Source organism: Bradyrhizobium hipponense (assembly GCF_008123965.1).
Classification (GTDB): domain Bacteria; phylum Pseudomonadota; class Alphaproteobacteria; order Rhizobiales; family Xanthobacteraceae; genus Bradyrhizobium; species Bradyrhizobium hipponense.
Window position 1 is genome coordinate 21552 of the sequence record NZ_VSTH01000023.1, and the last position, 20484, is coordinate 42035.

General features: G+C 64.4%; 20 protein-coding genes. 9 read left to right on the forward strand and 11 right to left on the reverse strand.

Going from position 1 to position 20484, the window contains the following annotated elements:
• Window positions 1-35 precede the first annotated feature (35 nt).
• Window positions 36-917 (forward strand): non-homologous end joining protein Ku, encoded by an 882-nt coding sequence (gene ku / locus FXV83_RS08595; protein WP_148738757.1) that lies wholly within the window; start codon window positions 36-38, stop codon window positions 915-917.
• Between the two features lie 133 nt (window positions 918-1050).
• Here ku and FXV83_RS08600 read toward each other — a convergent pair whose 3' ends face one another.
• The 6 genes from FXV83_RS08600 to FXV83_RS08625 form a co-directional block, all read right to left on the reverse strand.
• Complete coding sequence (locus FXV83_RS08600; protein ID WP_148738758.1) at window positions 1051-1740, reverse strand: response regulator; 690 nt, start codon at window positions 1738-1740, stop codon at window positions 1051-1053.
• Window positions 1737-4460: a sensor histidine kinase gene (locus tag FXV83_RS08605; protein WP_148738759.1), complete on the reverse strand. Its 2724-nt coding sequence runs from the start codon at window positions 4458-4460 to the stop codon at window positions 1737-1739. Before FXV83_RS08605 ends, FXV83_RS08600 begins: the two co-directional genes overlap by 4 nt.
• A gap of 37 nt (window positions 4461-4497) precedes the next feature.
• Complete coding sequence (locus FXV83_RS08610) at window positions 4498-5100, reverse strand: K(+)-transporting ATPase subunit C (protein WP_148738760.1); 603 nt, start codon at window positions 5098-5100, stop codon at window positions 4498-4500.
• 111 nt (window positions 5101-5211) lie between these two features.
• Window positions 5212-7326: a potassium-transporting ATPase subunit KdpB gene (gene kdpB / locus FXV83_RS08615; protein WP_148738761.1), complete on the reverse strand. Its 2115-nt coding sequence runs from the start codon at window positions 7324-7326 to the stop codon at window positions 5212-5214.
• 33 nt (window positions 7327-7359) lie between these two features.
• Entirely contained in the window at window positions 7360-9063 is a 1704-nt protein-coding gene (gene kdpA, locus FXV83_RS08620) for a potassium-transporting ATPase subunit KdpA (protein ID WP_148738762.1), read from the reverse strand.
• Window positions 9064-9175: 112 nt separating this feature from the next.
• Complete coding sequence (locus FXV83_RS08625) at window positions 9176-9265, reverse strand: K(+)-transporting ATPase subunit F (RefSeq protein ID WP_038965694.1); 90 nt, start codon at window positions 9263-9265, stop codon at window positions 9176-9178.
• 506 nt (window positions 9266-9771) lie between these two features.
• Here FXV83_RS08625 and FXV83_RS08630 point away from each other — a divergent pair.
• The 5 genes from FXV83_RS08630 (at window position 9772) to FXV83_RS08645 (ending at window position 13254) form a co-directional block, all read left to right on the forward strand.
• Window positions 9772-10239, forward strand: coding sequence for a hypothetical protein (locus FXV83_RS08630; RefSeq protein ID WP_187435758.1), 468 nt, complete (start codon window positions 9772-9774; stop codon window positions 10237-10239).
• Between the two features lie 181 nt (window positions 10240-10420).
• A complete protein-coding gene (locus FXV83_RS42540) occupies window positions 10421-10690 on the forward strand; it encodes a hypothetical protein (RefSeq protein WP_187435777.1) in 270 nt (89 codons plus the stop codon).
• 1 nt (window position 10691) lies between these two features.
• On the forward strand, window positions 10692-10820 hold the full coding sequence (locus tag FXV83_RS44895) for a hypothetical protein (RefSeq protein WP_283811701.1): 129 nt from the start codon (window positions 10692-10694) through the stop codon (window positions 10818-10820).
• 166 nt (window positions 10821-10986) lie between these two features.
• Complete coding sequence (gene upp, locus FXV83_RS08640) at window positions 10987-11622, forward strand: uracil phosphoribosyltransferase (protein ID WP_148738765.1); 636 nt, start codon at window positions 10987-10989, stop codon at window positions 11620-11622.
• 48 nt (window positions 11623-11670) lie between these two features.
• A complete protein-coding gene (locus tag FXV83_RS08645; RefSeq protein ID WP_148738867.1) occupies window positions 11671-13254 on the forward strand; it encodes an AMP-binding protein in 1584 nt (527 codons plus the stop codon).
• 74 nt (window positions 13255-13328) lie between these two features.
• Here FXV83_RS08645 and FXV83_RS08650 read toward each other — a convergent pair whose 3' ends face one another.
• Window positions 13329-14495 carry an acyl-CoA dehydrogenase family protein gene (locus FXV83_RS08650; RefSeq protein ID WP_148738766.1) on the reverse strand — a complete coding sequence of 389 codons (1167 nt, stop codon included), beginning with the start codon at window positions 14493-14495 and terminating at the stop codon, window positions 13329-13331.
• Between the two features lie 324 nt (window positions 14496-14819).
• Between FXV83_RS08650 and FXV83_RS08655 the strand changes: the two genes are divergently transcribed.
• Entirely contained in the window at window positions 14820-15671 is an 852-nt protein-coding gene (locus FXV83_RS08655; protein WP_187435759.1) for an HpcH/HpaI aldolase/citrate lyase family protein, read from the forward strand.
• A 114-nt stretch (window positions 15672-15785) separates the two neighbouring features.
• Here FXV83_RS08655 and FXV83_RS08660 read toward each other — a convergent pair whose 3' ends face one another.
• On the reverse strand, window positions 15786-16175 hold the full coding sequence (locus FXV83_RS08660; RefSeq protein ID WP_187435760.1) for a hypothetical protein: 390 nt from the start codon (window positions 16173-16175) through the stop codon (window positions 15786-15788).
• Between the two features lie 140 nt (window positions 16176-16315).
• Complete coding sequence (locus tag FXV83_RS08665; RefSeq protein ID WP_148738768.1) at window positions 16316-17113, reverse strand: fumarylacetoacetate hydrolase family protein; 798 nt, start codon at window positions 17111-17113, stop codon at window positions 16316-16318.
• A gap of 210 nt (window positions 17114-17323) precedes the next feature.
• Between FXV83_RS08665 and FXV83_RS08670 the strand changes: the two genes are divergently transcribed.
• Both FXV83_RS08670 and FXV83_RS08675 read left to right on the forward strand, forming a co-directional pair.
• Window positions 17324-18223: a LysR substrate-binding domain-containing protein gene (locus FXV83_RS08670; protein ID WP_148738769.1), complete on the forward strand. Its 900-nt coding sequence runs from the start codon at window positions 17324-17326 to the stop codon at window positions 18221-18223.
• A gap of 141 nt (window positions 18224-18364) precedes the next feature.
• A complete protein-coding gene (locus tag FXV83_RS08675) occupies window positions 18365-18580 on the forward strand; it encodes a hypothetical protein (RefSeq protein ID WP_148738770.1) in 216 nt (71 codons plus the stop codon).
• A gap of 256 nt (window positions 18581-18836) precedes the next feature.
• Here FXV83_RS08675 and FXV83_RS08680 read toward each other — a convergent pair whose 3' ends face one another.
• Together FXV83_RS08680 and FXV83_RS08685 are read right to left on the reverse strand one after the other, a co-directional pair.
• Complete coding sequence (locus FXV83_RS08680) at window positions 18837-19952, reverse strand: trypsin-like peptidase domain-containing protein (protein ID WP_430648929.1); 1116 nt, start codon at window positions 19950-19952, stop codon at window positions 18837-18839.
• Window positions 19953-20105: 153 nt separating this feature from the next.
• Window positions 20106-20441 (reverse strand): hypothetical protein, encoded by a 336-nt coding sequence (locus FXV83_RS08685; RefSeq protein ID WP_148738772.1) that lies wholly within the window; start codon window positions 20439-20441, stop codon window positions 20106-20108.
• Between the last annotated feature and the right edge of the window lie 43 nt (window positions 20442-20484).

The window sequence follows — 20484 nt, forward strand, 5'->3', positions numbered from 1 at the left end:
AGTTCCGAAACGCCTTGAAAACGCTGGAGAATGGAATGGCTCTCCGCGCCTATTGGAAAGGGACGCTGAAGCTCTCGCTGGTGAGCTGTCCGGTGATGCTCTATCCGGCCGCGACCGCGGCCGAGAAGACCCGGTTTCACCTGATCAACCGCGAAACCGGGAACCGGCTGAAACAGCAGATGATCGATTCCGAGACCGGCGACGTCGTCGAGAGCGACCAGAAGGGGCGCGGCTACGAGCTGCGCAAGGGCAAATATGTCGAGATCGAACCGGAGGAGCTCGAGGCGGTCCAGATCGAGAGCAATCACACCATCGACATCGAGAGCTTCGTGCCGCGCGAGGAGATCGACCAGCGCTACCTCAACCATCCCTACTACATCGCGCCCGACGGCAAGGCCGCGGTCGACGCCTTTGCTGTGATCCGCGACTCCATGAAGGATCAGGACCGCGTCGCACTCGCCAAGATCGTGCTCACCAACCGCGAGCATGTTATGGCGATCGAACCGCTCGGCAAGGGCCTGCTCGGCACTACGCTGCGCTATCCCTACGAGCTGCGCGACGAGGACCAGTTCTTCGACGACATCAAGAACCCGAAGATCACCAAGGACATGGTCGATCTCGCCGGCCACATCCTCCACACCAAGGCCGCGCATTTCGACCCAGGCAAATTCAAGGACGAGTATGAGGATGCGCTGAAGGCGCTGGTGAAGCGGAAGGCCAGTGGCAAGAAGATCCAGCTTCCGGAGCCCGAGGAGCGGCCGAGCAACGTCGTCAGCCTGATGGATGCGCTGAAGCAGAGCTTGAAGCGACGCGGCGGAGGAAAGTCCGCCAAGTCCCATGCACGCCGGGCGGCCGGGCGGCAACGAGCTGCGAAGAAGGCGCACCGTTCGACGGCGCGGCACCGCAAGGCGGGATAGCGATCCCTCTGTCAACCCTCATGGTGAGGAGGCGCGAAGCGCCGTCTCGAACCATGCAGGCCCCACTGCCGCAGCCGGGCCTTCATCCTTCGAGACGCGCGTTCCGCGCTCCTCAGGATGAGGAGATACAGCGTCAATCCCCCGCCCTTAGCCGATACCCGATCCCCGTCTCGGTCAGCACATATTGCGGCCGTTCCGGATCGGCTTCGATCTTCTGGCGGAGCTGGCGGACATAGACGCGTAGATATTGCGCGTCGGTCAGCTCGTCCCAAAGCTCCCTAAGCAGGAAGCGATGGGTCAGCACCTTGCCGGCGTGCTGCACCAGCACGCGCAAGAGGTCATATTCCTTCGGCGACAGTTTTACCTCGCGCTCACCGACCTTGACGATCCGGCGCACCAGATCGACGGACAAATCGCCGCTGCGGAACACCGGACGCTCGCCCTGGACCTGGAGTTGGTGCCGTAGCGCGGCGCGCAAGCGCGCCAAGAGCTCGTCCATGCCGAACGGTTTGGTCAAATAATCGTCGGCGCCGAGATCGAGCGCCTGCACCTTGCCGGCCTCGTCGCCGCGGCTCGACAGCACCACGATCGGCACGGCTTCGTTGCGGGCGCGAATGGTGCGAAGCAGCTCATGACCCCCGATATCGGGCAGACCGAGATCGAGGATGATCAGCGCCGGCTCTTCGGTGAGCTTTTCCAGCGCGATCTTGCCGTTCGACGCCTCCAGAACCTCATAACCCTGCGTCGTCAGCCCCATCCGCAGCAGCTTGCGGATCGGTGGCTCGTCGTCGATGACCAGAACCCTGATCGGAGCAGCACTCATGCGGCGGTATCCAATGCCTGGGTTTGCGCCGGAACGGGCAGACGGATGGTCAAAACCGCGCCGCTCCGGTCGCTGCGATTGGCAGCCGAGATCGTGCCCCGCATCGCCTCGACGAAGCCGCGGGAGATAGCGAGCCCGAGTCCGGTGCCGGGACGGACATGGTCGCCCTTCTGCGCGCGATAGAACTTGTCGAACACGCTCTCGAGTTCCTCAGGCGGAATGCCGTCGCCTTCGTCAGCAATCTGGAGCATCACGTGATCCCTGTCGCGCTGGCTCTTGATCGAGATCGTGGTGTCAGGCAGCGAATATTTGGCGGCATTATCGAGCAGGTTGAACAGGACCTGCTCGAACAGCACGGCGTCGAGCTGAAGCATCGGCAGATCGGCGGCCAGCATCAGGTCCACCTTGTGCGCGGTCAGTATCTTGCTTGCGCGCCGGAGCGCGCTGCCGACGATCTCGCCGAGATCGTGCAGCGCCGTGTTGGGTACGATCGCGCCGGATTCGAGCTTGGTCATGTCGAGCAGATTGGCGATGAAGCGGTTGAGCCGCTCGGACTCGTCGATGACGGTGGCGAGCAGGTCGCGCTTCTCGGTATCGGACAGCGCGCCGGCGAGATCGCGCATGGTCGAGGCGGCGCCGAGCACCGAAGCGAGTGGCGTCTTCAAATCGTGCGAAATCGAAGTCAACAGCGCCGAGCGCAGCCGCTCGGACTCGACGGTACGCTTGACGCGGTCCATGTCCTCGACCAGCAGCACGCGCTCGATCGCAAGCGCCCCCTGGTCGACCAGCGCGTCGAGCAGCCGGCGCTGATCCGGCGTCAACAGCGGACCGCTACGGTCGTTGTCGATACCGATGACGCCGATCGGGCCGCGCCCGGTGCGCATCGGCAGGAACAGGCGTTTTGCACCCGGCAGCGTATCCGAGCCGCGGCCGGCCGGCCGATCGTTGCTCCAGGCCCAGTTGGCGGCAGCAAGGTCGGCCTGGTCGAGCTGGTCCTCCGGGGGATAGCCGGATTTAACGGTCAGAAGCCCCTCTTCCGGGAGCAGCAGCACCACGCGAACCCTGAGCATCAGCGCGGTCTGATAGGCGGCCGCCCACAGCACGTCGTCCAGCGTTCCAGTACCGGCGAGCTTGCGGCTGAACGCATAGAGCTGCTCGGTCGTCCTGATGCGGCCGATCGCAGTGTCGGCCTGGGTCCGCACCCGCCCCGCTACATTCGACACCACGAACGCGATCAGCATGAAGAAGAAGAACGCCGCGACGTTGGTGGGATCGGTGATGGTGAAGGTATAGACCGGCGGCAGGAAGAAGAAGTTATAGGCCAGCGACGCCGCGATGCTCGCAAGCAAGGACGGCCACAAGCCATAGCGGACAGCCACGGCAACCACGGCGGTCAGGAACATCAGGTCGACGTTCTCGACGCCGAAATACGGCTTGATGATCATCGCTGCGGCAAGGCCGAGTGCGGTGATCCCGAGCGCCTTCAGATAAGGCAAGGCATCGAACGGCTCGGAACGTGCCGCGGTCTGCACCGCCGTCTTCGGCGCCGGCTCGCTCGTGAGCTCGTCGCCGGCGATGACGTGAACGCTGATATTGCCGGCGCGGCGCACCAGATCATGCACGACGGAACCGCGCGTCATCTCGAACCATCGCGAGCGGCTCGACTTGCCGATCACGATCTGGGTGACGTTGTTGCCTTGCGCGAAATTTACGACGTCGTCGGCGATGCGGCGGCCGACGGCAGGAATGGTCAGCGCCTCGCCGCCCAGGGACTCCGCAAGCCGCAGCGTATCGGCAAGCCGGTCGCGCTCCTCCTCGGACAGCTGCAGCGAACGCCGCGTCTCGATCGAGATCGCGGTGAATGGCGCATGCAGGCGGTCGGCCAGCCGCTTGGTGTAGCGCACCAACCCGGCCGCACGCGGATCCTCGCTGACGCAGACGAGGATACGTTCACCTGCCGCCCAGGGACCGGCGATGGCGTTCGCCTGCATGTGGGTGAGGAGCTGCTCATCCACCCGCTCGGCCGTACGCCGCAGCGCCAGCTCGCGCAGCGCGGTGAGATTGCCCGGCGAAAAATAATGCTCCAGCGCCCGCTCGGCCTGCCTGGGCACATACACCTTGCCTTCCCTCAGTCGCTGGATCAAATCATCGGGCGTGAGGTCGATCAGCTCGATCGCATCGGCGCGGTCGAACACCGAATCCGGCACGGTCTCGCGCACCCGCACATGGGTGATCTGGGCGACGACATCGTTCAGGCTTTCGATGTGCTGGATATTGACGGCGGTGTAGACGTCGATGCCGTGCGACAGCAGCTCTTCGACGTCGAGATAGCGCTTGGGATGGCGGCTGCCGGCCGCGTTGGTGTGGGCGAGTTCGTCGACCAGCGCGATCTTGGGGCGCCGTGCGATTACAGCGTCGAGGTCCATCTCCTCGACCGTCTGGCCGCGGTAGTCCAGCTTCCGGCGCGGGATCACTTCGAGGTCGCGCACCAGCGCCTCGGTCTCGGCACGGCCGTGAGTCTCGACGAAGCCGACCACGACGTCGATGCCGGCCTTGCGCTTGGCTTGGGCGCTTTGCAGCATCTCGTAGGTCTTGCCGACGCCGGGGGCGGCGCCGACGAAGATCTTGAGCTTGCCGCTCGCGCTGTCCTCCCGGCGCGCTGCTTCCAGCAGCGCCTCAGGCGAAGGACGTTGTTCGGGATCGCGGCGCTCTCGGACCATCAGCGCAATATAATCATCCGCGCGTGCTCAGCCTAGACTACTTCGCGGCGCGATCGAGCGCGAGATTTAGTGCCAATACGTTAACGCGGGGCTCGCCGATCAGGCCGATCAGACGGCCCTGGGTGCTGGAGGCCACGAGCTGCTTGACCTGGTCCTCCGGCATATTACGCGCCTTCGCCACGCGCGGCACCTGGAATTGCGCCGCATCCGGCGAGATATCCGGATCGAGACCGCTGGCCGAGGTGGTCACCAAATCGACCGGCACGGCGGCATTCGGATTCTCGCTCTTGAGCTTGTCCACATCTTCCTTCAGCCGGTCGGCCAGCGCCTTGCTGGTCGGGCCGAGATTGGAGCCACCCGAATTGGCGGCGTTGTAGGGCGCCGAGACCGTCTTGGTCGAATCATTGGGGTCTGGCGCGAGCGTCGCCGAGGGGCGGCCGTGGAAATATTTGTCGTCCTTGAATTCCTGCCCGATCAGGGCGGAGCCGACCACCTTGCCGTCCCGCTCGATCAAACTGCCCTGCGCCTGCACGGGGAAGATCGCGCCGGCGATAACGGTCATCGCGAGCGGATAGGCAAGGCCGGTGATGGCGGTGAGCAGCAGCAGCAGGACGATGGCGGGGCGGATTTCTCTGAGCATAATACGTCTCCTGTTTCTATCGTCATTGCGAGGAGCGAAGCGACGAAGCAATCCAGGCTCTCGGCCGTGGAGGCAGTTCTGGATTGCTTCGCTTCGCTCGCAATGACGGCGTTAAGCCAGGTGGAAGGCAACAACGACGAGGTCGATCGCCTTGATGCCGATGAAGGGAATGACGATCCCACCGAGGCCATAGATCAGCAGGTTGCGCTGGAGCAGCGCGCCGGCACCGACCGCGCGGTAGGCGACGCCCTTCAGCGCGAGCGGGATCAGCGCGATGATGATCAGCGCATTGAAGATAATGGCCGACAAGATGGCGCTCTGCGGGCTCGACAGGTTCATGACGTTGAGCACGTTGAGCTGCGGGTAGAACGCCAGAAACATCGCCGGGATGATCGCGAAGTATTTTGCGACATCGTTGGCGATCGAGAACGTCGTCAGCGCGCCGCGCGTCATCAGGAGCTGCTTGCCGATCTCGACCACCTCGATCAGCTTGGTCGGGTTGGAATCGAGGTCAACCATATTGCCGGCCTCTCGGGCGGCCTGGGTGCCGGTGTTCATGGCGACACCGACATCGGCCTGCGCGAGCGCCGGCGCGTCGTTGGTGCCGTCACCGCACATCGCGACCAGCTTGCCCTTGGCTTGCTCGTCGCGGATCAGCTTGAGCTTGTCCTCGGGCGTTGCCTGCGCCAGGAAGTCGTCGACGCCGGCTTCCGCGGCGATCGCGGCGGCCGTCATCGGGTTGTCGCCGGTGATCATGATGGTGCGGATGCCCATGCGGCGCAGCTCGGCAAAGCGCTCGCGGATGCCGCCCTTGACGATGTCCTTGAGCTGGATGACGCCGAGCAGCCTGCCGTCCCTGGCCACCGCCAGCGGCGTGCCGCCGGCCTTGGCGATCTCATCGGCGATGGTCTGCACCTCCCGGCCGATATCCGAAAGCAGCGCAGGCTGGATCGCGCGGGCCGTGGTGCCTGAGGCCACCGCCAGCGGCGCACCGCCACCGACATAGCTGAGCATGGCATCGACCGCGCCCTTGCGCACCGACGAGCCGCCGGCATCGACGCCGCTCATGCGGGTCTGCGCCGTGAACGGGATGAAGGTGGCGCCAAGCTCGGCCATGTCGCGGCCGCGGATGCCGTACTTCTCCTTCGCCAGCACGACGATGGAGCGGCCTTCCGGCGTCTCGTCGGCGAGCGAGGCAAGCTGGGCCGCATCGGCGAGTTCCTGCTCGGTGACGCCGCGAACCGGGCGGAAGGAGGTAGCCTGGCGATTGCCGAGCGTGATCGTTCCGGTCTTGTCGAGCAGCAGCGTGTCGACGTCGCCGGCGGCCTCGACCGCGCGTCCGGACATCGCCAGCACGTTGAAGCGCACCAGGCGGTCCATGCCGGCAATGCCGATCGCCGAGAGCAGCGCGCCGATGGTGGTCGGGATCAGCGTCACGAACAGTGCGACCAGCACCACCACCGAGATCGAGCCGCCGGCATAGGCCGCATAGCTCGGAATGGTGACGGTCGCGAACACGAAGATGATGGTCAATCCTGCGAGCAGGATATTGAGCGCGATCTCGTTCGGCGTCTTCGCCCGCTCGGCTCCTTCGACCAGCTTGATCATGCGGTCGATGAAGGTCGAGCCTTGCGCCGCCGTGATGCGGACGCGGATCCAGTCGGACAGCACCTGCGTGCCGCCGGTCACCGCCGAGCGGTCGCCGCCGGATTCGCGGATGACGGGCGCGGATTCGCCGGTGATCGCGGCTTCGTTGACCGAGGCCACGCCCTCAATCACCTCGCCGTCCGAGGGGATGGTGTCGCCCGCTTCGACCAGAACGAGGTCACCCACCTTGAGGCTGGTGCCCGGCACCAGCTTGAAGGTGCGGTCAGAGCCGGTCAGCAGCTTAGCCTGGCTCTCGGTGCGGGTCTTGCGCAGCGATTCGGCCTGCGCCTTGCCGCGGCCTTCGGCGACGGCCTCGGCAAAGTTGGCGAACAGCACCGTGAACCAGAGCCAGAGGATGATCTGGAAGGTGAAGCCGAGATTGGCACCGCCGGTGGCGAGATCACGCAGGAAGATCACGGTGGTGAGCGCGGCTACGATCTCGACCACGAACATCACGGGGTTCTTGATCATCAGCCGCGGATCAAGCTTGACGACGGACGCGCGGATCGCGGGCACGACAATCTTTGGGTCGAGCATCGCCGAGACTGACGCGCGTCTTTGCAGTTTCATGGTGTCCATGAAGGTCACTCCAAACAATCAGAAGGCTGTCGATCAGAACAGTTGTCCGGCATTCATCGCGAGATGCTCGACGATCGGGCCGAGCGCGAGGGCCGGGAAGAAGGTCAAGCCACCGATAATCAGGATCACGCCGACGACGAGGCCGACAAACAGCCCGCCCGTAGTCGGAAAGGTGCCGGCTGACGGCGGAATCGATTTCTTGGCGGCCAGCGAGCCCGCAATCGCCATCGCCGGAATGATCATGAAGAACCGGCCGACGAACATCGCGCTTGCGAGCGTGAGGTTGTAGAACAAGGTGTTGCCGGTGAGGCCCGCGAAGGCCGAGCCGTTGTTGCCGGTTGCCGACGTGAAGGCGTAGAGCACCTCGGTGAAGCCGTGCGGCCCGGCATTCGCCATCGAGGCGGCCGCCGAGGGATAAACCACGCCGACGGCGGTCCAGCCCAGATACATCAGCGGCAGCACCAGGATCGCGAGCATTGCCATCTTGACCTCGCGCGCCTCGATCTTCTTGCCGACATATTCCGGCGTGCGGCCGACCATGAGCCCTGCGACGAAGATCGCGAGCACGACGAACAGCAGCATGCCGTAGAGGCCGGCGCCGACGCCGCCGACGATGATCTCGCCGAGCTGCATGTTGATGAGCGGGATCATGCCGCCGAGCGCGGTGAAGCTGTCATGCATGGCGTTGACCGCGCCGCAGGAAGCCGCCGTCGTGATCACGGCGAACAGCGAGGACGCAACAATGCCGAAGCGAACCTCCTTGCCTTCCATGTTGCCGCCGGTCAGGCCGAGCGCATGCAGCGTCGAAGTGCCGCCCGCCTCCGCCCAATAGGTGACGGCGACGCCAGCGACGAACAGCACGCCCATCACGGCCAGGATCGCCCAGCCCTGGCGCTGATTGCCGACCATGCGGCCGAACACATTGGTCAGCGCCGCGCCGAGCGTGAAGATCGAGAGCATCTGCACGAAGTTCGACAGCGCCGTCGGGTTCTCGAAGGGATGGGAGGCGTTGGCGTTGAAGAAGCCGCCGCCATTGGTGCCGAGCATCTTGATCGCGACCTGAGAGGCGACGGGGCCGACCGCAATGGTCTGCTTGGCGCCTTCCAGCGTGGTGGCCTCGGCATAATCACCGAGCGTCTGCGGGATGCCCTGCGAGACCAGGAACAGCGTGTAGACGACACAGATCGGCAGCAACACGTAGAGCGTGCAGCGGGTCACATCGACCCAGAAATTTCCGACCGTACGCATCGAGGCGCGCGAGAAACCGCGGATCAGGGCCACCGCGAGCGCGATGCCGGTTGCCGCCGACAGGAAGTTCTGGTGGGTCAGGCCTAGCATCTGCACGAGGTACGAGACCGTGCTCTCGCCGCCGTAGTTCTGCCAGTTGGTGTTGGTGATGAAGGAGATCGCGGTGTTGAACGAGAGATCCTCGGCAACCGCGCCTTGACCGGCCGGATTGAGGGGCAGCACGGACTGCAGCCGCATCACGCCATAGATCACGAGGAAGCCGCCGACGTGGAACAGCAACATGGCGACGGTATAGGTCAGCCAGTGCTGCTCGCGCTTTTCGTCGACCCCGGAGAACCAGTAGATACCGGCCTCGATCGGGCGCAACACCGGCGACAGGAACGTCCGCTCGCCGTTGAAGACACGCGTCATGTACCAGCCTAGCGGCTTGGCCAGCGCGACGATGACGACGCAATAGAGAATGATCTGGAGCCAACCGATCGCAGTCATTGCATTAACCCTTTAGGACTTGTGCCCTGCGCAGAAGCGGCAGGAGCAACGCCAGCAGACCCGCGGCGAGCGCGGCGTCCGCCAGCAGCAATTCGAGAAGCGGCAGCACGGGTCAGAACCGCTCGGGCCGCAGCAGCGCGTAGGTGAGGTAGAACAGCAGGCCGAACGAGACGGCACCGGCAAGCGCATAATCAAAAATCATGATCCGCCCCTCACAACCGTTCGCAGGCATAGGTGTAGCCGATCGCGAGCGCGAAGAAGCCGAAGCCCAGCGCCAGCATCAGTATGTCCATCATGGCGATACTCCTCGTTGCGCCCTCGTGTCCGGCGCAACCGTGTCTCAGGCGGCCGGCAAGCGTTAGGGAAAACGCAACGCGTTTCCAGGACGCCCGCCAGATTTCTCACCGCGCTGAAGTGCCACCACGACCATAGGTTTTCGAGATGAGGGCTTTGGCGAAGTTATAGGAATCTCATAAAGGGCCCAGCTGATGGCGCGGTCAGACGATGCTCGCAATTTCCGCCGTCGTCCCGGCGAAAGCCGGGACGACGGTCGAGAAGGCGGCAGCAGATTGCGTCCCTTACCCGATGCCCCGCACACTTATGAAATCCCTATATTTCCCGTCCCCTCCTCATCTCGTTTTCAAATGCCGTTTTGGCCATCTTGGAGAGGCCGGCCGACTGACCGACGCCGATTCCAGGAGGCCTGACGTGACCGCCGCTCTTCGACATTACGATCCGCCTTCGCTGAGTAAACGCCTGCGCAATGCGCATGCGATGACGCGACCGCTTATATTCGACATCATCGAGCACGCCTGCCGGCGCCTGCCCCCGCTCGGACACAGCGAGCGCACTGCGCGCATCATGCGGCTGATCGATGCCGAGGCCTGGACCGATGCCGCGCTGGCGCTGATGGCGATCGAGCTGCCGCTATGGCAGGTCCGGCGCATCGCCTACGATGAGGGCGAGTGGCATTGTGCGCTTTCGCGTGAACGCGAATTGCCCGACTGGCTGGACGCCGCGGTCGAAGCGCACCATGCGGATCTAGCGCTCGCCCTGCTGTCCGCCTTCGTCGAGGTGCAAGCATTGGCCGTGGAGATGTCGCGGCCCAGCGTCCCTTCCGTGCGTCCGTTGCTGTACCCGCTCTACGAGCCGGCCGCCTGCGACAATTTCGGCTAGCGGCGTGGCGCACTTATGGCGTTCCTATTCAAAAGCGGCAGCTCGCGTCTCGCATTCCTATGCCGCCCCGCCCATCATACGAGGCAACTTGGAGCGGCCATCTCGCCGAACCAAGCATGAGGGCTCCCGAAATGTCGATGCTGACACATGGTTTTGAACAGTCCTTTGACAGGACAGAACGATGGCCGAGAGCAAAAGCGCGCCGGGCCCAGCTCAGGCGCTTCGCCTTGCGCGCGTTAGCCGTGCTCTCGATGGGCAGCGTGCTTGCCGCGCTCATAGCGCTGAGGACCGCGATCTACGTCTGGCACCTCCACGCCTGATCGACGCGGAAGACCGTCAAGACGTTGCAGATAACATCATGGTCGAAATCAAGATCATTATCCTCGTCGCATTGATGGGCGCGCTGCTGTTTGGCATGCGGATCAGTGCGAAAACAACCGCGGACAGCTAGCGTGCAGCCGTTCAAGGGAAACCTGGAGCAGGCGATCACCGCGGCCATCCTGACCGTGACGCTCAGTATAATCTGGGGCGGGATCCTGACGCTCGTGATCACGCTTGCCGCGCGCGGGCTCGGTGTCTAGCCCTTCGTCGCTGCGCGCACCGCGACTGGGCAGGAGTTGCCTTAACTGCCCACGGGGCGAGCAGCCGGGTTCGAACGGCGGTCTCGATGGCTGCCTGGGCCACGTATCCGGCGGAAAAAGCCGGACCGATCTGGCGCAGTTTCACGGAACCGTGTAGATCGGTTTCATGAGCATCAGCAACGTCAATGTCGTCGCCCATCCCCTGATCCAGCACAAGCTCTCCCTGATGCGGGAGAAGGACCGCTCGACCAAGAGCTTTCGCGAGATCCTGAACGAGATCGGGATGCTGCTCTGCTACGAGGTGACGCGCGACCTGCCGCTGGAACTGGTCGAGATCGAGACGCCGATCGCGCCGATGCAGGCGCCGAAGATCGCCGGCAAGAAGCTCACGCTGGCGCCGATCCTGCGCGCCGGGGTCGGCTTCCTCGACGGCATGCTGGCGCTGATGCCGTCGGCGCGCATCGCCCATATCGGGCTCTACCGCGACCCTGAGACATTGCAGGCCGTCGAATATTACTTCAAGGCGCCGCAGGACCTGTCCGACCGCACTGTGATCCTGATGGATCCGATGCTGGCGACCGGCAATTCGGCCTGCGCCGGCGCGTCCCTGCTCAAGGCGCGTGGCGCCCGCGACATCCGCTTCGTGTGCCTGCTGGCCGCACCGGAAGGCATCGCGCAGTTCCAAAAGGAGCATGCCGACGTGCCGATCTGGACCGCCGCGATCGATGAGCGGCTGAACGACCACGGCTACATCGTGCCGGGCCTCGGCGATGCCGGCGACCGGATGTTCGGCACCAAGTAGACAGGCACCAAGTAGACAGTTTTGCGCGATCGGGTTACTCCGGTCGTCATGCACGCCGACGATTTTTCACTGCAATCGCTGATCAGGACCGAGACCGCCGGTGCCGCCTTCGTGTTTGACGGCACGCCGGTCTCGCGCGCCGAGTTCTCGCAAAAGGTCGAGCAGACCGCGGCCTGGCTCGCGGCGCAGGGCATCGGTAAGGGCGACGTGGTCGCGGTCTGGCTGGTCAATCGGATCGAATGGATCGCGCTGCTGTTTGCCGCCGCCCGCCTTGGCGCCGTCGTCGCCGCCGTCAATACCCGCTACCGTAGCGCCGAGCTCGCGCATCTGCTGAAGGTTTCCAGCGCCAGGCTCATGGTGGTCGAGGCCGCGTTCCGCTCGATCGATTTCGCCGCCATTCTCGCCGATGTCGCCAAGGCCGAGGTGCCCGCGCTGCAAAAGCTCGCGGTGGTCGGCGCGGACGTGATCCCCGCGCACTGGCCTTGCGTACGCTTCGACGCGTTCGAGAAGCCCTGCCCGCCGCGCCCGCCAGCCGAGAGCGACGTCGACCTCCCAGTGCTGCTCTATACGACCTCGGGCACGACCAAGGGGCCGAAGCTGGTGGCGCATTCGCAGCGGACGCTTTCCACGCACGCCGTCTCGATCGCCGAAGCGCTGACGCTCTCGCCGCAGCGCCATTCGTTGCTGGCGATGCTTCCGTTCTGCGGCACGTTCGGCATGACCAGCTTGCTTGCCTTCCTCGCCGCCGGCGTGACCATCCATGTGCTGGACGCCTTCGAGGCGGCGCCGGCGCTGACAATCCTCAGCGAGCACAGGATCACGCACGCCTTTGGCTCCGACGAGATGTTCCGCCGCATCCTGGCGCTGACCGATGCGCCGCGCCCGCTTCCGAAAGCGGAGGTTTTCGGCTTCGCTGCGTTTCAGCCCGGCTGGCGTGAGCTGGCCGCGGAGGCCGAGGCGCGCGGCGTGCCGCTATTCGGCCTTTACGGTTCGAGCGAGGTGCAGGCGCTGTTCTCGATCGGCCGCGCCGGCGACGCCTTTGCCGAGCGCATCGAGGGCGGCGGCTGGCCGATGTCGCCGCAAGCCAGGGTCCGTGTCCGTGACACCGAGACCGGCTCACTTGCGCCTCACGGCGTTTCCGGCGAGATCGAGATCAGCGCCCCGTCGCGCTTTCTCGGCTATTTCCACAATCCCGAGGCCACGCGTGATGCGATCACCGCGGATGGCTTCTTCCGCACCGGCGACATCGGCCGTCTTCGCGGCGATGGCTCGTTCGTCTATGAGACCCGTGCGGGCGACGCCATGCGGCTCGGCGGCTTCCTGGTCGCGCCAGGCGAGATCGAGGATGAACTCAAATCCTGTCCTGGCGTTGCCGACGCCCAGGTGGTTGCTGTCGATCTGAAAGGACAGGCGCGCTGCGTCGCCTTCGTGATCCCGGCCCAAGAACCACAGCAGGAGCCGCCGCAGCCGGAGGCGCTTGTCGCGCGCCTGCGCGAGCGGCTCGCCGGCTACAAGGTGCCGGCGCGGATCTACTTCGTGGGTGCCTTCCCGGTTACCGACAGCGCCAACGGCATCAAGATCCAGCGTACCAGGCTCCGCGCTATGGCAGTTGATCGGATCGCTTCCGAATAAGCACGGCCAACTCCGGATAGCTCGCACGGTTCGTCGCCGACCAAATGGTCGCGCATTAGCTTAGTACGACTTGTTTAGTACGACTTCGCCAGCCCCAGCACCTTTTCCGCGATGAAGCTCAGCGCGAGTTGCGGGCTGACTGGCGCGATGCGCGGGATCAAGATTTCGCGCAAATATCGCTCGACGTGGAATTCCTTGGCATAGCCGAAGCCGCCATGGGTCATGACGGCCTGCTCGCAGGCATGGTATCCGGCCTCTCCCGCCAGATATTTTGCGGCGTTGGCGGCGGCGCCGCACGGCAAGCCCTTGTCGTACTGCCAGGCCGCCGACATCACCATCAGCCAAGCCGCCTCGAGCTCAACCCAGTTCACCGCGAGCGGATGCTGGATGCCCTGATTCTTGCCGATCGGGCGGTTGAACACGATTCGCGTCTTGGCATATTCGGTGGCGCGCGACAGCGCGAGCTTGCCGAGGCCGACCGCTTCCGCGGCGATCAGGATCCGCTCGGGGTTCATGCCTTCGAGGATGTATTGGAAGCCGCGGCCCTCTTCGCCGATGCGGTCCTCCATCGGGATTTCAAAATCCTCGAAGAACAGCTCGTTGGAATCGACGACCTTACGGCCCATCTTCTCGATCTCGTGGACCTTGATCTTGTTGCGGTCGAAATCGGTGTAGAACAGGCTCAGCCCATGCGTCGGCGAGCGCACCTCCTCCAGCGGCGTGGTGCGCGCCAGCAGGAGGATCTTGTGCGCGACCTGCGCGGTCGAGATCCACACTTTCTGGCCATTGACGATGTAGCGGTCGTTCTTGGCCACCGCACGCGTCTTGAGCTGTGTGGTGTTGAGGCCGGTGTTGGGCTCGGTGACGGCGAAGCAGGCCTTCTCGCGGCCTTCGACCATCGGCGGCAGCATGCGCTTGCGCTGCTCCTCAGTGCCGAACACGACGACGGGATTGAGCCCGAACACGTTGATGTGCACCGCGGAGGCGCCGGACATGCCCGCGCCGGATTCCGCGATGGTGCGCATCATGATCGCAGCTTCGGTGATGCCGAGGCCCGAGCCGCCATAGGCTTCCGGCACGCAGATGCCGAGCCAGCCGGCATCGGCCAGCGCCTTGTGGAAATCGTGCGGGAAGCCGCCGTCGTGGTCCTTCTTCAGCCAATAGGCATCGTCAAAACCTTCGCAGATCTTGGCGATGGCATCGCGAATGGCTTCCTGCTGATCGGTGAGCGCGAAATCCATGTTTTTGATCTCCTTGATTGGAGCCGCGACGGCCCGTAGCTTAGCGCCCCATCTGCGAGGGGGGCCAGAGAATGATCGAGGAAACGGCCACCGCGATCCAATAGCGATCAGGTGCGCGATGAGATGCAGGAAGACGCCGTGGAATACTCCCGCCACCATATATCCAAAACTTCAAAGCCATATATATATATATGAACTTGGCATGCGACCATGCATTGTTGCCGGACGGCTGGCACGTCGAGTTTAAGTACCAGGCCTGAAATCAGAACAACGAGATCGTCGCAAATTCCGCCGCATGGCGATGATGCACAAGGGGCCGGTCTGATGCGTTCGATGCTGTTCGTCCCGGGCGATTCCCCGCGCAAATTCGAGAAGGCGAGCCAAGGCAAAGCCGACGCGCTGATCATCGACCTCGAGGACTCCGTCGTCACCGAGAAAAAGGAAGAAGCGCGCACGCTGACGCTGGCGATGCTGAGAGGGCCCCGCGGCCCGCACCTTCTCTATGTTCGCGTCAACGCACTTGACACCGGCATGACGCTCGCCGATCTCGCCGCGGTGATGCCCGGCGCCCCGGACGGCATCGTGCTGCCGAAGTCGCGGAGCGGCGACGATGTGCGCCAGGTCGCGACCTGGCTCGAAGCCTTCGAGGCGGCGGCCGGCAGCACGGTCGGCTCGACCCGCATCGTCTGCGTTGCCACGGAAACCGCCGGTTCGATCTTCGGGCTCGGCACCTACAAGGATTGCTCCCCTCGCCTCGCCGGCCTGATGTGGGGCGCCGAAGATCTCTCCGCCTCGCTCGGCGCGACCGAGAAAGCCTCGGGCGGCGTGTTCCACAGCCCCTATCGTCTCGCGCGCGATCTCTGCCTGATGGCGGCGGCCGCGGCCGACGTCGCACCGATCGATACCGTGTATACCGATATCGAAAACCTTAGTGGCCTTGAGCAGGAAACGCGCGCCGCGCGGCGCGACGGCTTTTCGGCAAAGGCGCTGATCCACCCCAAGCACGTCGACATCGTCAACGCGGCGTTCGAGCCGACCGAAGCCGAGCGCATCTGGGCGGAGAAGGTGATTGCGGCCTTTGCCGGCAATCCCGACTCCGGCACGCTGCGGCTCGACGGCATGATGATCGACAAGCCGCATCTCCGCGCCGCGAAGAAAATCCTGGGCGAACGGTAGATCCGGGACGCGCCGCGACAGACGGGATCGTGCATGAAGGTCGGCGAGGTCGCCGCCCTGATCGCAAGGACGATCGATCGGCTGCGGCCGAAGACCACTACTTGGACGGCGGCGTTACTCGAATCCCTGGACGGGCGGCGTCGAGGCCTGCGGCGACGGCGCAGGAGCGGCTTGAACCGGCGGATTGGCGGCCGCTCTCATCTCACCGTTGGCCTCCATCGCCTCGCGGGTGCGCGGCGGCGCACCGGCCGTGGCAGCGCGGCTCGCCTCGCGACGCGGCGGCTGCCGGTGTCTTGCCGACCGCGAGCCTCTGAGACCCCATGACCGCGCAATCGAAGGTCCGGCGGTGTAACCGACCAACGCTCCCGCCACGGCACCGACCGGCCCAAGCACGATGGCACCGGACACGGCCCCGAGCGCCGCATCGCCCGCGCGCTCCTGCGCGACGACACTTGCAGGCACGCAGGCCAGCATCACGATGGCAGCGATCAGAGATTTGTTCATCAGAGTGCCTCCCTCACGGAAGATCACTCTTACGCAAATATGGCCGTACGACGTTCAGTTGCCGGCGATCAAACGGCAATCGGCCAATGGAACTCGGGCCATTCGACGGCGGCCGCGGCGGAGCTCGATTGGCGCCGCCACTAGACGATCTTGATCGACATGTCCGGCAGGCCCTCGAGCTTGCACAGCAGCACGTCGCCCTTCACCACCGGTCCGACATTCTCCGGCGTGCCGGAATAGATGATGTCGCCGGCCTTCAGCTCGAACGCCTCCGACAGCTTCGCGATCTGCTCGGCCACGCTCCAGATCATCTTGCTGAGATCCGAACTCTGTTTCACAGTCCCGTTGATCGAGAGCGAGATCGCGCCCTTGTCGAAATGGCCGGTCTTGCCGGCCGGATGGATCGGGCCGATCACCGCGGCGTGGTCAAAGCTCTTGCCGATCTCCCAGGGCTTCTTCTCCGCGGCCATGCCGTTCTGGAGATCGCGGCGGGTCATGTCGAGGCCGAGCGCGTAGCCATAGACATGGTCGAGCGCCTTATCGGCCGGAATGTTGGTGCCGCCGGATTTCAGCGCGGCGACCAACTCGACTTCGTGATGATAGTTCTTGGTCAGCGACGGATAGGGATGGTCGGCGACCTCGCCGACCGCGACGTTCTGGATTGCGTCGGTCGGCTTCTGGAAGAAGAACGGCGGCTCACGGTTCGGATCCGAGCCGCGCTCGATCGCGTGCGCCGCGTAGTTGCGTCCGATGCAGTAGATGCGGCGGACCTGAAACACTTGGGTCTCGCCGACGATCGGGATCGTCACCATCGGCACCTGGAAGATCGGCTTGGGTCCCACCTGCGCCGCGGCAGGCGCAACGTCCGCGATCGAAGCTGCGCTTGCCGCCGCGGCAATTGCGAGCACCTCGCGTCGCGTTGGTGATATCTTTTTCATGTCTTGCGCTCCCTTTTTCTATTCCTTGGGCAGCCTTATGCGCGCCGGTTCGGCTGATAGTCGATATTCCGTATGCCGGCAACGCTGGACGGGCGCGACACGGCATCGTCTTATGGATGAGAGCGGGCCGCCTGCCGCTGAGTCTTTCAAGCCTTCCCTAGCCGTCCCTAGCATGGAACTTGCATCAATTCTGGGCGAGATGGACGCCGCATGAACCTCATCAGCCTCGACATCCGCATGCTCCGGTCGCTGATCTCGGTGGTCGAGACCAGCAGCATCACCGAGACCGCGCGACGGCTGGGCCGCACCCAGCCGGCAATCACCCTGCAGCTGCAGCGCCTGGAGGAGCTCACCGGCAAGCAATTGTTCGAGCATGCTGGCCGCAGGCTGACGCTGACGGAGGACGGCACCACGGTCCTCACCTACGCCAAATCGATCCTGCGGTTGCACGACGAGCTGATTTCGCAGCTGGCCTCGCAGGAGATCGAGGGCCAGGTCGTGCTCGGCACGCCCGATCTCTACGCCGCCTTCATGCTGCCCTCGATCCTCAGCGTATTCCGAAAATCCTTTCCGCGCGTCCAGGTGCAGCTCAATTGCGCGCTGTCGACGCCGCTGGTCGGCCTCGTCAAGCGCGGCGACGTCGACATCGCGCTCGTCACCCGCATGAACGACTTTACCGGCGGCCAGGTGGTGCGGCGCGAGCAACTGGTCTGGATGACAGGCGAGCAATCCGCCGCGCACCAGGAGCGGCCGATCCCGCTGGCGCTGCTGCCGCCAGGCAACATCTATCGCGACTACGCGATAGACACGCTCGAGCGCGCCAATTTGCGCTGGCGCATCGCCTGCGTCAGTGAAAGCGTTGGCGGCCTGCAGGCTGCAGCCTTCGCCGGCATGGCGGTCACCGTGCTCGGCCGCAGCGCATTGGTGCCTGCGATGCGCGAGATCGGGCCGAATGAAGGCCTGCCGCCGCTGCCGAAGATCGAGCTCCTGCTTTACAAGTCGAGCGGCGCTACCTCGAAAGCGGCGACCGCGTTGCACGACTATCTCGCGCACTATCTGCGCCTCGACGAAGAGCTCAGCGGCAGGGGCGTTCCGATCGAGCTGTCTTGACGGGACCTGGCGTTCGCAGGTGCGGCGATCGTCTCAAACATCTTGACACCGATTTCCCGCAGCATATTTTTCGCGCCGAGAAATCTCTTTCTCACCCTCTGGATTTCAAAGGACTCAACGCGACCGTCTGGGGAGACGACGATGCTTGATGATAATTTTTCCCGCCTTCGTGCGCACCGCAACAACATCCACCGCTACCGGCGACTGCTGAAAACCAGGCTGTCGGAGCTGGAACGTCAGTTCATCGAGAGGCGTCTCGCAGAAGAGCAATCGGCCATCGATAGCCTGACCGCCGCGACATTCCCGATTTCCTTCGCCTTGAAGGCGCCGATCGATGCGGCGGGGGCAGTGCGATGACCGGCTAGCAAGAGTTGCTCATTCGGGGCAGCGAGAAGGTGATCGACCATTTGCGAACTCCTTCTTGGAAACGCGAAGACCGAGCACGAGCGCGCGCCCTATCGGCAGCGGATAGAACGCGAGTGGCTGCTGATCGGGGACCTCCACGGCGAGCCGGATCACCGCGCGGCTTGACCGCCCGGCATTCGCCGGATCGCGCGCTCGCAGGGGACCGAACCGCCGGGCTCGGCTGCGGTTCAGGTCTCCTGCGGCCCATCTAGCGGACGAGGCGATTGCGCCCTGCAAGCGCATTGTTCGATTCAAGCGCCGGCGCTATTCTCACGACAGCCGTAAGAGGCGCACCATTGCGCAGCAGGGCGAGCTTCACATCCTCGCCGACGCGAGCAAGGCCGATCATGTTGCGGAGCTGCGCGGCGCTGCGGATCGGGCGGCCGTCCGCCGCGGTCACGATATCGCCCTTGCGCAGGCCTGCCTTTTCGGCGGGGGAATCCGCGGCAATTTCCGCGATGGCAGCGCCTTCATTACGTCCATTGCTGACGGACGGATGCAGATCTTTCAGCGACACGCCGATGCGGCCGCGCTCGACCCGGCCGGTAGCGATGATCTGCTCCATCACCTTGCGCGCCATGTTGACCGGAATAGCAAAGCCGATGCCGACATTGCCGCCGGCGGGCGAGATGATGGCCGAATTGATGCCGACCAGTTCGCCGTGCAGGCTGACCAACGCGCCGCCGGAATTGCCGGGATTGATCGCCGCGTCGGTCTGAATGAAATCCTCATAGCCCTGCTTGCCGAGGCCGGTTCGGCCAAGTGCGCTGACGAGGCCTGACGTCACGGTCTGTCCGAGCCCGAAGGGATTGCCGATCGCGAGCACGAAGTCGCCGACTTCGAGCGCGTCGCTGTCGCCGATGGGAAGCGCCTTGAGCCCGGCCGGGTTCTGGATCTGGAGCACCGCAACGTCGGTCGGCGGATCGCGGCCGACGACCTTTGCGGAGAACTGCCGGCCGTCCTTGGTCGTGATCTGGACGGCGGAAGTGCCTTCGACCACGTGGTTGTTGGTCAGCACATAGCCGCTGCGGGCATCGACGATCACGCCGGAGCCCGTCGCGCTGACTTCCTTCTCGATTTGCTTCGGAACATCGAAGAACTCGCGGAACAGCGGGTCGCGATAGAGCGGATTGTCTTCGCGTACGCGGCCGTGCACGGAGATATTGACCACCGCCGGCGTCACCTGGCGGACCAAAGGCGCCAGCGTCGGGACCGAGCCGCCCGTCTTCAGATCGGGGAGCTGGCCTGCGGCAGGATGCGACGCCGTCAGCGTCAGCACCAGCAACGCCAACGAGAACAAACGCACAGCATACGTCTTCATCATAACCTATCGTATCGCCCGAGATTGAAATTAGAGAGCCGCCTCACGCGCTATCGTGCGGCGCGTCCGTCCAGCCTTGCAAGGCCAGAAACGGAACGGAAGAGGCCGCTGAGACCTGGCCGAGCAGCACCAGAGCCAGAACGGTCTGCCCGAGCATCATGCCCCTCGCCGTTCTGCGGCGGCCCAAGGCCGCCGCAGCCGCATCGGAACGCCGCCGCCCCGCGGCGGGTCGTCGTTGTCATTGTCGCCGTCGAGCCGGCGCAGGGCGACGAGAATATCCGCGAGCTGGACCGTATGGCTCATGCCGGGAATTTCGCGCAAGGCGGGACAGGATTCGACCGCGTACATGTCGGACGCCCAGGACGACAGGATGATCCGCTTCTCCGGCGTGGAGAGCTCGTCTGCGTTCAGGACATCAGCGGGCGAGTCATAGTGGGCCGCGGGATGAAACAGCGGATTGAGATTGCCGAAATTCGTATTCACGTTTGTCATCGGTTGTGCCTCCCCTGACGCTCCTTTCAAAGGGATGGGTATG

Excerpts from the sequence above, each read along its gene's own strand:
- ku (WP_148738757.1), top strand. The coding sequence starts at position 36 with ATGGCTCTCCGCGCCTATTGGAAAGGGACGCTGAAGCTCTCGCTGGTG.
- FXV83_RS08600 (WP_148738758.1), bottom strand. The coding sequence starts at position 1,740 with ATGAGTGCTGCTCCGATCAGGGTTCTGGTCATCGACGACGAGCCACCG.
- FXV83_RS08605 (WP_148738759.1), bottom strand. The coding sequence starts at position 4,460 with ATGGTCCGAGAGCGCCGCGATCCCGAACAACGTCCTTCGCCTGAGGCG.
- FXV83_RS08610 (WP_148738760.1), bottom strand. The coding sequence starts at position 5,100 with ATGCTCAGAGAAATCCGCCCCGCCATCGTCCTGCTGCTGCTGCTCACC.
- kdpB (WP_148738761.1), bottom strand. The coding sequence starts at position 7,326 with ATGGACACCATGAAACTGCAAAGACGCGCGTCAGTCTCGGCGATGCTC.
- kdpA (WP_148738762.1), bottom strand. The coding sequence starts at position 9,063 with ATGACTGCGATCGGTTGGCTCCAGATCATTCTCTATTGCGTCGTCATC.
- FXV83_RS08625 (WP_038965694.1), bottom strand. The coding sequence starts at position 9,265 with ATGATTTTTGATTATGCGCTTGCCGGTGCCGTCTCGTTCGGCCTGCTG.
- FXV83_RS42540 (WP_187435777.1), top strand. The coding sequence starts at position 10,421 with ATGGCCGAGAGCAAAAGCGCGCCGGGCCCAGCTCAGGCGCTTCGCCTT.
- upp (WP_148738765.1), top strand. The coding sequence starts at position 10,987 with ATGAGCATCAGCAACGTCAATGTCGTCGCCCATCCCCTGATCCAGCAC.
- FXV83_RS08645 (WP_148738867.1), top strand. The coding sequence starts at position 11,671 with ATGCACGCCGACGATTTTTCACTGCAATCGCTGATCAGGACCGAGACC.
- FXV83_RS08650 (WP_148738766.1), bottom strand. The coding sequence starts at position 14,495 with ATGGATTTCGCGCTCACCGATCAGCAGGAAGCCATTCGCGATGCCATC.
- FXV83_RS08655 (WP_187435759.1), top strand. The coding sequence starts at position 14,820 with ATGCGTTCGATGCTGTTCGTCCCGGGCGATTCCCCGCGCAAATTCGAG.
- FXV83_RS08660 (WP_187435760.1), bottom strand. The coding sequence starts at position 16,175 with ATGAACAAATCTCTGATCGCTGCCATCGTGATGCTGGCCTGCGTGCCT.
- FXV83_RS08665 (WP_148738768.1), bottom strand. The coding sequence starts at position 17,113 with ATGAAAAAGATATCACCAACGCGACGCGAGGTGCTCGCAATTGCCGCG.
- FXV83_RS08670 (WP_148738769.1), top strand. The coding sequence starts at position 17,324 with ATGAACCTCATCAGCCTCGACATCCGCATGCTCCGGTCGCTGATCTCG.
- FXV83_RS08675 (WP_148738770.1), top strand. The coding sequence starts at position 18,365 with ATGCTTGATGATAATTTTTCCCGCCTTCGTGCGCACCGCAACAACATC.
- FXV83_RS08680 (WP_430648929.1), bottom strand. The coding sequence starts at position 19,952 with ATGATGAAGACGTATGCTGTGCGTTTGTTCTCGTTGGCGTTGCTGGTG.
- FXV83_RS08685 (WP_148738772.1), bottom strand. The coding sequence starts at position 20,441 with ATGACAAACGTGAATACGAATTTCGGCAATCTCAATCCGCTGTTTCAT.